The following is a 12,161-nucleotide window of genomic DNA, read 5'->3' as shown; positions in this document are numbered from 1 at the left end:
GTCTGATACCTCCCGCACTATTCGCCGAGCTTGAAGGTCAGCTGGTTACGCACGCCGTGGCGCGGCACCGGCTTGCCGTCGACGATCTTCGGCTTGTACTTCCAACGCTCCATCGCGCGGATGGCGGCGCGGTCGAAGATGCCCGGCGGGCTCGCCTCGACAACCTGGATGTTCGTCACAGCACCGGTTTCCGTGATCGTGAACTCCATGATCACGTAACCCTCGATGCCGCGGCTGGCCGCCCGGTCGGGATACTGCGGGTTCATACGGAACAGCGGAATGGCTTCCGCGTCCGCCGGCGGGCCGAGCGCGCCCGGACCAGCCAGATCCATGCCCGCATCCAGCCCGGCGGCATCGATGCCGACAGTGTTGGCGGTCGGCGCCGCGGTGGGATCGGCCGTCATCTTCGGCGGCTCGGGCGGAGCCTCCGGCGGCGGCGGCCGGTCTGGCGGCTTGCGGTCCTTGGTTTCCGTCTGCGTATCGCGCTGCAACCGAACGAAGTCGATCAGGCGGACACGGTCGCTCTCATCCAGGGACATCTTCTGGCCGATGATGAGGTACTGCATCAGCCAGAAGAGACCGAAGGTGACAACGGCAGCGAAAGCCAAGGCGCTGAGATAGCGTCCGATCATGGCTTTACCTCCTTCCGCGGCTCAGGACTCGTCCGCGGCGATCGAGACGTTGAACACGCCGGCCTGACGAGCTTGGTCCATGACCTCGACCAAGATACCGACATCGGCCTTCTCGTCGGCGGTGATGACCACCGCGCCTTGCGGATTCTCCGCATGGAGACGTTCGATGTTGGCACGGACGGCCCGGCGGTCAACCTCGCGGCGGTTGATCCAGATCTGTCCGGTCTCAGTGACAGCAACGACGATGTTGGCGCGTTCCTGGACGACGGCGGTAACCGCGTCCGGACGCGAAACGTCGATGCCCGACTCCTTGATAAACGACGCCGTCACGATGAAGAAGATCAGCATGATGAAGACGACGTCGAGCATCGGTGTCAGATCGATCTCGGTCTCTTCCGCCGTCCCGTGGCGCTTTGCTCGCATGCTACTTACTCCTGAACCAGGGTGTCGGAGAGACGCTCGACCTCACGGTCGGCCTTGCGCTTCAGCGCGAAGCTGAAATACAGGCCGGAGATCGCGACCACCATCCCGGCCATCGTCGGGATGGTTGCCTGGGAGACGCCAGAAGCCATGGCACGGGCATTACCCGTGCCAAGCACTTTCATGACCTCGAACACGGCCACCATGCCGGTGACGGTGCCGAGAAGCCCGAACAGCGGGGCCATGGCGACCAGCGTCTTGATCAGCGCGACGTTCGCCTCGATGTGCTGCTTCGCTTGCGAAATCAGCATCGTCCGGTACTGGGCGGCGTGCCAGGACCGCTTGTCCGGGCGCGCTTCCCACTTCGCCACCGCGTCGTTGAACACCTTCCGGTGGGAGAAGAGGTAGTACGCGGCACGCTCAGCAATCAGAACCCAGAGGGCAAAGGTCAGGATCAGGATCCAGTTCAAGACCCAGCCGCCCTGGCCGAGGAACGTCTGGATAGCCCTGTATGCCTCAAGCAGCTCTGTCACGGATATGCTCCTCGTCGGCACGCTGTGCGATCAGCCCGGCGCTCTGCTCCTCGAGAACCTCGATCACCGACTTCGCACGGCCATTGCAGATGCTGTAGAGCAGCACCATCGGGATGGCGACGACCAGACCCTGAACGGTGGTCACGAGCGCCTGGGAGATACCGCCGGCCATCAGCTTCGGGTCACCGGTGCCGAACAGGGTGATGGCCTGGAAAGTCAGGATCATACCCGTCACGGTGCCGAGCAGGCCCAGCAGCGGGGCAATGGCGGCGAACACCTTGATGGTGCTGATGCCACGCTCCAGACGCGGGATCTCCTTGAGGATCGCCTCGTCCAGCTTCAGCTCCAGCGTCTCCACGTCGGCGGTACGGTTCTCCTCATACACGGCCAGAACGCGGCCCAGCGGGTTGTTCTTGCGGATTTCCCGGCTCTTCATCTGACCGCGGACCTTGGCCGAGGTGATGGTCAGGGTGATGATCCGCTCAAGCGCCAGCAGCACGCCGATGGCGCCGATGGCCAGGATGACGTAACCGACGATACCGCCCTGGTCGACGCGCTCCAGGAAGGTGGGCTCCTGGATCAGCAGCGAGAGGAGCTGACCGCGCGACGGGTCGATGCCGACATCTGCGTAGCCGCTCTGGGTGCCCATGAAGGTCGAGGTCATCGCAGCCAGACGGTCGCTCGGCTGGCGGGCCAGCTCGACAAAAATGCCCTGGCCGGACTCGTAGCGGAGATACTTGCCGTCGGTGAAGGCGACGAACGGACCGACGCGGACCAGATCGGCCTGGACCTGCTCGCCATCGGTGGTCACGTAGGTGCCCGGGAACTTCACGACCTTGCCGGTCTCGGTCATTTCCTGCTGCAGCAGGAACCAGAGATCCTGAAGCTGCTGGATGCTCGGCAGCTCCTTGCTCTTGGCGAGGGCGTCAAGCGGCTCGGCGCGGCCCGGAAGCTGGCCGGAGATCAGGGACTCCTGGATGACGCCGCGGGTATCGCCAGCGACCTGACGGACGACGCCGAACAGCTCGCCCAGGGTGCCCATGCGCTCCTGCAGCTGACCGGTGAGCTCACCGAGGCGGATTTCACCGTCGGCGAAGGTCGCTTCGAGCTGCTGGGAGCGGCCAAGCTCAGCCTCAAGCTGCGCCTTTGCCTTGGCCAGAATAGCCTGCTGCTGGTCGCGGGCGGCGCGGAACTCGGCCTCGCGCTGCTTGTTCCGCTCCGCGGCTTCCTGGCTGCCCCGGCGCACCTGCTGCAGAAGCTGGTCGAGCGTCTGCGGGGCGTTCTGGGCGACCGCCGGAACGCCGGCGAAAAGGGTGGCGACCGCGCCTGCCATCAGCAGGCTGCGAACTTTGGTGCTGAAGCGGATCATTGGGCGGACTCCGGCGCCGAAACGGGAAGAACGAGCAGATCGGGCGCTGCCTGGCGACGGGCCACAGCGATGGCCTGGCGGATCTGGTTACGGTAGGATTCCGGCAGGACGACCCACTGCTTGGCTTCCTGATCCCACATGCCCTGCTCGCCGCCGTCGAGGGTCTGGTAGGCCAGAACGACGCGACCGATGCGCAGGAAGTCGACCTGGCGGGTCCGGCCTTCGGTCTCCAACGGGCCGGCATAGGCCTCAAGGGTCCAGCCGTACTCGTTCTCCACCTGATAGGCCTCCATCAGACGGCGGTACTTCTCGGCCGTGGAGACGTCGGCGCGGCTCATCAGCTCGCGGAGGGTGGCGACGCGCTCGACGCGCTCCTGCTGCAGGAACGGAACATCCAGCTTCACGAACTGCTCGAGCGTGCCGATCATGCGCTGCATCAGCGGAACGATCTCGCGCTCAACGCCGCTCACATTCTCGATCTGCGCCTGGAGGGAAGCTTTTTCCTTCTCCTGGGCCGCAACAAGCTCCTGGAGCTGGTCGTTATAGACCTTGATGTTGTCGATCTGGGTCGTGACGGACCGGTACTCGCCCACCAGCCTGTCAGTCTCGTCCGCGATCTTGTCGATCGTGGCCTGGCTCTGGGCTCCGGCCTGCGCGACCTGCTTCTCAATGGTGAGCAGCTGATCGATCTGCTGAGCCTGCACGGTGGCGGCCCCGGAAAGCATGAACACGGTGACGGCCGCGACAGCCGCTCGCCGCTTGAGGTTCGACTGGGTCATGAAGTCTCCAACTGCCCTTGGGGATGCCTGGCTTGGCATCAAACCGCACATTATTTGTGCAGGAAGCCGATCAAACGTCTTTACCGAACGAGGTACGCACTATCGACATTTCGAGGTCCCATATGCTTTGCCCTGTTCATGTGTATCGGCGCCCTGCCGCTCCGCATTTTTTGATTATCGCGGGCGCACTCGTCATCCAATGACGGCGGACCGTCACGAGGAAGACACCATACACTCCGATGTGTCGGGCTTTCAGCCTCTTTTTAGCCTTCTCATGCCGCTTGGCGCGGGGCCGCTCACATCAAGGGCAGTGGCATATCCGACACGTTTTGCGCTGTCAATTGTGCCGGAATGCGAACGGCGGCGGCGGAGGGACGAAAGAGTCTAAGCTGCCGGAGGGAGATTCCAGCTATTCCGCCGGAAATCCCACTGTTCGTAAGGGTTTAACGGCGTGTGAATTTTTCTCGACCTGATCGGACCTAGCCTTTTTTGCGCTTGCTGGCTGATTTTGACGCACAATTTCAGATCGCCGGACATGGCAGATAAGGACGTTTCGATTAAGCGGACGAAAGTAAAACTTCGTTTCATGCAAAGGGATCGCTCCGCTCGATCCTTGCGCGCAGGCGTAGCATGCTCCTCTGTCCCGAGAGATTCCCCGCCCGCCTTTTCCTAATAGTGGAACCGGCGCCGTTTCGGTGACGCTCAGTGGATCGGGGGAGCCAGATTGGGTCGAATGCGACTCCGGGTTCATGCCGGGCAGCGTCATGTTCCCCTTCCATCCCCCCGACCGAACGTTCGACGATGTCCCTGGACAGCAGAAAGGACATCGCCCTCGGAGGTCATAGCGCGATACAGAACGAAGGCTCAGGACTGAAGCATCGCGCATCAATGGCCCGAGCGCTGCAACGGCTGCGGAGAGCGGACACGCAGCCGGCCCCGGGCCCACAACCACGTCCTGCGACATTGAGCGCGGATTGTGTGCTTCCACCGCCACACATAGCCCTAAATGGGCAAATTTTGCCTATCCTGGTCATGTTTGTTTCATCGAATGGTCGCATGCTACCTCGAAATACGGGTTAACCCCGTGTAGATTCCTCGGCGGTCGGGCATCGCCATTCGGGAGCATCGCCTCGTGGACTCGTTCCTCCAGACACTGCGCAACCTCGGCACGGCACGTCTCGCCGCGTTCGGCGTGGCTGCCGTCGTCATTGTCGGCGGCCTGCTCTATATGGCCTCGACTTTCTCCAGCCAGGGCATGGGGCTGCTCTACGACGACCTCGCCCCGGCCGACGGCGGCGCGATCATCCAGCAACTCGAGGCGCAGAACATCCCCTACCGTGCCAGTCCCGACGGCACGCGGATCGAAGTGCCGACGGATCAGGTCGGCAGGTTGCGCATGCAGTTGGCGGACCAGGGGCTGCCCAGCGGCGGCACGGTTGGCTACGAGATTTTCAACGAGCCCGAGGCCCTGGGCACGACCAACTTCATGCAGAACGTCCAGTCCCTGCGCGCCCTGGAGGGTGAGCTGGTGCGGACGGTGAAGAGCCTCCAGCCGGTCATGGAGGCCCGCATCCATATCGTCCCGCCGAAGCGGGAGCTGTTTTCGCGGCAGACCCAGACGGCAACGGCGAGCGTGTTCCTGCGGCTGCGCCCCGGCGCCCAACTCACACGCGAGCAGATCCTGTCCATCCAGACCCTGGTCGCCGCCGCCGTGCCGCAGCTTGAGCCGGGCATGGTCTCGGTCATCGACGACAAGGGCAATCTTCTGGCCCGCGGCATGGGTTCGGACAGTCAGGAGGCCCTGGCCGCCACGGCGGAGGAGCGGCGCCTTGCCTATGAACGGCGTCTGCAGCAGCGGGTCGAGGATCTGCTGGCCCGCACGGTCGGGATCGGCAGGGTACGCGCCGAGGTGGCTGCGGAGCTGGATTTCGACAAGATCGTCACCAACAGTGAAATCTACGACCCCGAGAGCCAGGTCGTCCGCGGCACCCAGACGGTGACGGAAGAGAGCGAGGCGCAGGACCGCGACGGCATCGACCCGGTCACCGTGGCCAATAACCTTCCCAACGGCGACGATACTGCCGCCGGGTCCGTTGGTTCCTCCACCTCCCGCAGCAGCCGGACGGAGGAGACGACCAACTATGAGATCAGCCGCACGGTCCGCACCCATGAGCGCGAGGCCGGGCAGATCCGCCGCCTGTCGGTCGCCGTGCTGGTGGACGGCACCTACACGACCGCGGAGGACGGCACCCAGACCTACCAGCCCCGGCCTGATGCCGATCTCGAGCAGCTCCGTCGGCTGGTGGCGGCGGCCATCCCCTATGACGGCGCCCGCGGCGACGTGATCGAGATCAGCAGCATGCAGTTCGCCGTGCCGGAAACGGATTTCGGCGATGGCGAGACCAAGATACTGGGCCTGCCGGTCAGCGAGCTGCGGCGGATCGGCGAGACCGTGATCCTGGCCATCGTGGCTGTGCTGGTGATCCTGGTGGTGATCCGGCCGCTGGTGCAGCGGGCGCTGGACCGTACGCCCCAGCTCGAGGAGGAACCCGACCTGCTGGCCGATGCCAGTGCGGTCCCGCAGCTCGCCGGCCCCGGCGGCGGCGCACTGGCCCGGGAACTGGCGCTGGAGGCCGCCCAGGCCAACGAGGAGCTGGAGCAGATGATCGACATCAACCGCGTCGACGGCCGCGTCCGCGCCTCTTCCCTGCGCAAGGTCGGCGAGATCGTGGAGAAGCACCCCGAGGAAGCCGTCTCCATCATCCGCAACTGGCTGTACCAGGAAAGCTGAGCCGTCGAAGATGGGCACCATCCAGAAATTCCTGTTCGAGGAATCCTTCGACAACGGCCGCTCTCCCCTGCGGCCGGAGGAGATGGAGCCTGAACCTGCAGGTCCGGCGGAACCGGAACCGCCGCCGGAACCGACCTTCACCCTGGCGGAACTGCGCGAGCAGATTGCCGCGGCGGAGCAGGCTGCGCGTGCCCAGGGCTTCGAGGAAGGCCGGGTAAAAGGTCGGCAGGAGGCGGAAACCGCCGACCAGCGCGCCCTGGCCGAGGCGCTTCGCACAGTCGAGGCCGACCTGAAGGCGCTGGTCGCGGCGGAACAGGCCGCACGCGGTCTGCGGGCCGAGAATACCGTCCGCATGGTCCTGTCCATCGTGCGCAAGCTCTTCCCGGCCTATGTCCGGACCCACGGTCAGGCGGAGGTGGAGGCCACCGTCGCCCATTTCCTGACGGAACTGCTGGATGAGCCGAAACTGGTCATCCGGGTCCATGAGAGCCGCCTGGACGCGCTGCGCGACCGGATCGACGACATGGCCGGGCGGCTGGGCTTCGCCGGCAATGTCGGCGTTCTGGCCGATCCGCGCCTCGGCCCGCTGGACGTCCGGGCGGAGTGGGGCGACGGCGGGGCGGAGCGGGATGCCACCGCCATATGGACCGATATCGAGCGCATCGCCGGCGACCTGCTCGCCGGCTTCCCCGGCGGGCCTGCGGCCGAACGGAGCGCGCCCGCCGCGATTTTGCAGGATCGGAGCTGAGGCATGCCGGCGAAGGACAATATGGGCCTGGACGATTTCGAGCAGGGCCGGAACGGGAATGGGATGGACGACATCCAGCCAGTCGTGAAGGACCTGGAGTCCGTCTACGACATCCCGGTCCAGATCTCCGCCGTGCTGGGAAAGACCAGCATGCAGGTGAGTTCCCTGCTGAAGATCGGGCGCGGCTCCGTGGTCGAGCTGGACCGCAAGGTCGGCGAGGCCATCGACATCTATGTCAACAACCGCCTGGTCGCCCGCGGCGAAGTGGTGGTGGTCGAGGACCGGCTTGGCGTGACCATGACGGAAATCATCAAGACCGACCGGTCCTGAGGCGGGGAATGCCGATGTCGGAAAAAATCGCCGGGGACGTGGCGGCGCAGACCAGGGCCAGGATGCAGGCGAAGACGCCCGCCGGGCACGAGGCCGCCATGCCGGCCCGCCCGCCGAACCCACCCGCGCCGCTGGTCCGGCGCAACAGGCTGGACGTCGCCAGTGTCGCGGGGCTGGGCTCCGCCCTGCTGATGGTGGGCGTGGCGCTGGTCATGGGCGGCGCGCCGGACGCCTTCTTCAATGTGCCGTCCCTCGCCATCGTGCTTGGCGGGACGGTGGCCGTGACGGCCGTCTCCTTCTCCCGCACCGATGTCTCCACGGCCCTGGGCCAGCTCCGCCGGGCCCTGGTCGGGCCGGTGCACGATGCCGCGCGGGTCGCCGCCCATGTCCTGGAACTGGCCGATCATGCCCGCCGCTTCGGTCCGCTGTCGCTTCAGCCGTTGCTTGGCCGGACGCGCGGGCAGCCGGTGGTCCAGCGCTCCATCGAGCTGATCGTGGACGGGCTTCCGGCCGATGACGTGGAACGCATCCTGCGCACGGAGATCGAGGCCGGCATGGCCCGGGCCCGCATCGGCGCCTCCGTCCTGCGCCGCGCCGCGGAAGTGGCGCCCGCCATGGGCCTGATCGGAACGCTGGTCGGGTTGGTGCAGATGCTGGGCAATCTTTCCGACCCGACCACCATCGGCCCGGCCATGGCCGTGGCGTTGCTGACCACCTTCTACGGCGCCGTGCTGGGCAGCATGGTGCTGGCCCCGCTGGCCGGGAAGGTGGAGCGGAACGCCGATGCCCAGGCGCTGGTGGACGGGCTGTACCTGCTGGCGGCCGGTTCGGTGGCCCGGCAGGAGAACCCGCGCCGGCTGGAAATCATGATCAACACGCTGCTGCCGCCCGACCGGCGGCTCAGCGCCTACGACTGACCTGCTTGAGACTGAACTCCGCGGATACCGGAGAGAGGATGGAACGATGCGTCTCCTGATCGTCGGCACCCTGGAAGGCTACATTACGGCAGCCGGAAGGATCGCCTTGCAGAAGGGCGCCAAGGTAGCCCACATCGACAGCATCGACGGGGCGATGAACGCGCTGCGCACCGGCCAGGGCGCCGATCTCGTCATGGTCGACGTCAAGATGGACGTTGCCCGGCTGGTGGATGCTCTGAAGGCGGAGCGTTTCGCCGTTCCCGTCGTGGCCTGCGGCGTGGGCACCGACGCGCAGGCCGCCGTACGGGCGATCCGCGCCGGGGCCAAGGAATACATCCCCCTCCCCCCCGATGCGAACCTGATCGCAGCGGTGCTGGAGGCGGTCGCGGAGGAGAGCCACGCCGTCATCAGCCGCGATCCGGCAATGCAGGGCACATTGCGGCTGGCGGAGCAGATCGCGCCCAGCGACGCTTCCGTCCTGATAACGGGCGAGAGCGGGACCGGTAAGGAGGTTGTCAGCCGCTTCATCCACCGGAAGAGCCGGCGGGCCAATGCGCCCTTCGTCTCCGTCAACTGCGCCGCGATTCCGGAGAACCTGCTGGAATCGGAGCTGTTCGGCCATGAGAAGGGCGCCTTCACCGGCGCCGTGGCGCGGCGCATCGGCAAGTTCGAGGAAGCCAACGGCGGCACGCTGCTGCTGGACGAAATTTCCGAGATGGACATCCGGCTCCAGGCCAAGCTGCTGCGGGCCCTGCAGGAGCGGGTGATCGACCGGGTCGGCGGCACCACGCCGGTCAAGGTTGATATCCGCGTACTCGCCACCTCCAACCGGGACATGATGTCCGAGGTGCGGGGCGGACGCTTCCGCGAGGACCTCTATTTCCGCCTCAACGTCGTCACGCTGAACCTGCCGCCCTTGCGGGAGCGTCCGCAGGACATTCCCGTGCTGGCCCAGCATTTCGCCGCCAAATATTCCGAGGCCAACGGCCTGCCGGAGCGGACCATCGGCGCACAGGCCATGGCCATGCTCCAGGCCCATCACTGGCGCGGCAATGTGCGCGAGCTGGAGAATACCCTCCACCGCGCCGTGCTGCTGAGCCGCGGCAACGAGATCGGCCCCGACGCCATCCTGCTCACCGGCGCGGAACCGGCCGCGGCGCCCGCCCTGGGCACAGTGGCCGCCCGCGCCACCACGGCGGCGGCTTCCCCTGCCGCAACGTCCGCCCCGAACGGAACCGCCGGCACGCCCACCCAGGCGCTGGTCGGCAAGACGGTGGCGGAGGTGGAGCGGGATCTGATCATCGACACGCTGCGCCATACGCTGGGCAACCGGACCCATGCCGCGAACATCCTCGGCATCTCCATCCGCACCCTGCGCAACAAGCTGAAGGAATATTCCGAGGACGGCGTGCCGGTACCGCCGCCGGGCACGGAAGAACGGGCGACCGCGTGAGCGGGCGGGACGGCGGAACGCGGCGGGGACCTAGCGGCAGATGACGGATCAGACGAACAAGTGGGGGCTGCACGACGGGCTGGGGGCATTGCGCCAGCTCTGGGATGCCGTGCGCCATGGCGAGATGCTGCTGGCGCTTGCCATCGTCGGGGTCCTGGTCATTCTGATCCTGCCGATGCCGACCTGGCTGCTGGATGTCGGTCTGACTTTCAGCTTCACCTTCTCGATCCTGATCCTGATGACGGTGCTCAGCATCCGGAAGCCGCTGGAATTCACCTCCTTTCCGACCATCCTGCTGATCTCCACCCTGCTTCGCCTGGCGCTCAACCTTGCCTCCACCCGTCTGATCCTGGGCAATGGGCATAAGGGGGAAAGTGCGGCCGGCAGCGTGATCGAGGCGTTCGGCGGCTTCGTCATGGGCGGCAACTTCATCATCGGCGTCACGGTGTTCTTCATCCTGGTGCTGGTGAACTTCATGGTCATCACGAAGGGTTCGGGCCGTATCGCCGAAGTGGCAGCCCGCTTCACCCTGGACGCCATGCCCGGCAAGCAGATGGCCATCGACGCCGACCTCTCCTCCGGCCTGATCGACGAGTCTGAGGCGCGGCGGCGGCGCAAGGAGCTGGAGGACGAGAGCCAGTTCTTCGGCGCCATGGACGGTGCGTCCAAGTTCGTGCGCGGCGACGCGGTGGCCGGCATCGCCATCACCTTCATCAACGTCATCATCGGCATGGTCGTCGGCATCGGCCAGAAGGGCATGACCTTCCTGGATGCCGGCCAGACCTACACGCTGCTGACCGTCGGCGACGGTCTGGTCTCCCAGATTCCGGCCCTGGTCGTATCCGTCGCCGCCGGTATCCTGGTGTCCAAGTCCGGCGTGACCGGCTCCGCCGAGAAGGCTGTGTTCGGCCAGCTCAGCCACTATCCCATGGCGCTGGGCATCACTTCGGGCCTGCTGGTGGCGTTGGCGCTTCTACCCGGCCTGCCGATGCCGCCCTTCCTGCTGCTGGCCTCCGCCGCGGGCTTCGCCGCCTGGTACGTGCCCCGCATGCGCGCGAAGGAGGAGGAGCGTATCGCCCGGGAAGAGCTGGAATCCGTGCCGCCCGCCCCGGTGGTGGAGGAGCCGATCTCAAGCGCGCTGGCCATCGATCTGGTCCGGCTGGAGCTGGGCTACGGGCTGCTGTCCCTGATCAATACGGAGGCCGGGCACCGGCTGACCGACCAGATCAAGGGGCTGCGCCGCCAGCTGGCCAGCGAGATCGGCATCATCCTGCCGGCCGTCCGAATCCAGGACAATCTCCAGCTCCCGCCCAACACCTATGTGATCCGGGTCAAGGAGATCGAGGCCGGGCGCGGCGATGTGCGGCCCAACATGCTGCTCTGCATGGACCCGCGGGGCGAGACCATCACCCTGCCCGGCGAGGCGACAAAGGAGCCGACCTTCGGCCTGCCCGCCAAGTGGATCGAGCACGCCTATCGCGAGGAGGCCCTGTTCAAGGGCCTGACCGTCGTTGATCCGCCCACTGTCCTGACCACGCACCTGACCGAACTGGTGAAGGACAACATGGCCGATCTGCTCTCCTACTCGGAGGCGCAGAAGCTGCTGGACGAGATGCCGAAGGAGCACCAGAAGCTGGTGGCCGACGTGGTGCCGTCCCAGATCAATGTCGGCGGTCTGCAACGGGTGCTTCAGAACCTTCTGGCGGAGCGGATTTCCATCCGCGACCTCGCCACCATCCTGGAAGGCGTTGCCGAGGCGTCGGCCTATACCCGCAGCATGACCCAGATCACCGAGCATGTGCGCGCCCGGCTGGCCCGCCAGATCAGCGACGCCAACACCAACGAGATGGGCTACATTCCCCTTCTGACCCTGAGCCCGGAATGGGAGCAGGCCTTTGCCGAGAGCATTGTCGGCGAAGGGGATGAGCGGCAGCTCTCCATGGCCCCCTCGCGGCTCCAGCAGTTCATCACCGTCGTGCGTCAGAACTTCGACCGGCTGGCCATGCAGGGCGAGGCGCCGGTGCTGCTGACCAGCCCGGCGGTCCGGCCCTTCGTCCGCTCCATCGTGGAGCGGTTCCGTCCGGCCACCGTGGTGATGTCGCAGAACGAGATCCACGCCAAGGCGAAGATCAAGACGGTGGGGCAGATCTGATGCAGGCGGCGATGCATGACGTGAAGATGCCCGATCA

General features: G+C 65.9%; 11 protein-coding genes. 6 read left to right on the top strand and 5 right to left on the bottom strand.

The annotated features are described in order from the left end of the window. Nucleotides 1-17 precede the first annotated feature (17 nt). Genes DOL89_RS02885 through DOL89_RS02865 form a run of 5 tightly spaced genes read right to left on the bottom strand, consistent with a single transcriptional unit; the run spans nt 18 to nt 3,733 of the window. Complete coding sequence (locus DOL89_RS02885) at nt 18-632, bottom strand: energy transducer TonB (RefSeq protein ID WP_119677791.1); 615 nt, start codon at nt 630-632, stop codon at nt 18-20. A gap of 21 nt (nt 633-653) precedes the next feature. Then, the gene (locus DOL89_RS02880; protein ID WP_119677790.1) at nt 654-1,055 is read right to left on the bottom strand and encodes an ExbD/TolR family protein; all 402 of its coding nucleotides are present in this window, start codon (nt 1,053-1,055) and stop codon (nt 654-656) included. 5 nt (nt 1,056-1,060) lie between these two features. Then, a complete protein-coding gene (locus DOL89_RS02875; protein ID WP_119677789.1) occupies nt 1,061-1,585 on the bottom strand; it encodes a MotA/TolQ/ExbB proton channel family protein in 525 nt (174 codons plus the stop codon). Further along, nucleotides 1,569-2,954 carry a MotA/TolQ/ExbB proton channel family protein gene (locus tag DOL89_RS02870; RefSeq protein ID WP_119677788.1) on the bottom strand — a complete coding sequence of 462 codons (1,386 nt, stop codon included), beginning with the start codon at nt 2,952-2,954 and terminating at the stop codon, nt 1,569-1,571. Before DOL89_RS02870 ends, DOL89_RS02875 begins: the two co-directional genes overlap by 17 nt. Further along, the gene (locus DOL89_RS02865; protein ID WP_119677787.1) at nt 2,951-3,733 is read right to left on the bottom strand and encodes a DUF3450 domain-containing protein; all 783 of its coding nucleotides are present in this window, start codon (nt 3,731-3,733) and stop codon (nt 2,951-2,953) included. The genes DOL89_RS02870 and DOL89_RS02865 overlap by 4 nt, the downstream gene beginning before the upstream one ends. 1,132 nt (nt 3,734-4,865) lie before the next feature. Here DOL89_RS02865 and fliF point away from each other — a divergent pair. The 6 genes from fliF to flhA are packed head-to-tail and all read left to right on the top strand — an operon-like array spanning nt 4,866 to nt 12,124. Continuing rightward, nucleotides 4,866-6,524, top strand: coding sequence for a flagellar basal-body MS-ring/collar protein FliF (gene fliF, locus DOL89_RS02860; RefSeq protein ID WP_119677786.1), 1,659 nt, complete (start codon nt 4,866-4,868; stop codon nt 6,522-6,524). Between the two features lie 10 nt (nt 6,525-6,534). Next, complete coding sequence (locus DOL89_RS02855; protein WP_119677785.1) at nt 6,535-7,272, top strand: FliH/SctL family protein; 738 nt, start codon at nt 6,535-6,537, stop codon at nt 7,270-7,272. Between the two features lie 3 nt (nt 7,273-7,275). Further along, a complete protein-coding gene (fliN, locus tag DOL89_RS02850) occupies nt 7,276-7,602 on the top strand; it encodes a flagellar motor switch protein FliN (protein WP_119677784.1) in 327 nt (108 codons plus the stop codon). Nucleotides 7,603-7,616: 14 nt separating this feature from the next. Further along, entirely contained in the window at nt 7,617-8,519 is a 903-nt protein-coding gene (locus tag DOL89_RS02845) for a motility protein A (protein ID WP_119680199.1), read from the top strand. Between the two features lie 46 nt (nt 8,520-8,565). Beyond that, nucleotides 8,566-9,972 (top strand): sigma-54-dependent transcriptional regulator FlbD, encoded by a 1,407-nt coding sequence (flbD, locus tag DOL89_RS02840; protein WP_119677783.1) that lies wholly within the window; start codon nt 8,566-8,568, stop codon nt 9,970-9,972. Between the two features lie 40 nt (nt 9,973-10,012). After that, nucleotides 10,013-12,124, top strand: coding sequence for a flagellar biosynthesis protein FlhA (gene flhA, locus DOL89_RS02835; protein ID WP_119677782.1), 2,112 nt, complete (start codon nt 10,013-10,015; stop codon nt 12,122-12,124). The last annotated feature ends 37 nt before the right edge of the window (nt 12,125-12,161 follow it).

Origin of the sequence: Indioceanicola profundi (assembly GCF_003568845.1) — a bacterium.
GTDB lineage: Bacteria > Pseudomonadota > Alphaproteobacteria > Azospirillales > Azospirillaceae > Indioceanicola > Indioceanicola profundi.
This window is presented reverse-complemented; position numbering and strand designations above follow the sequence as displayed.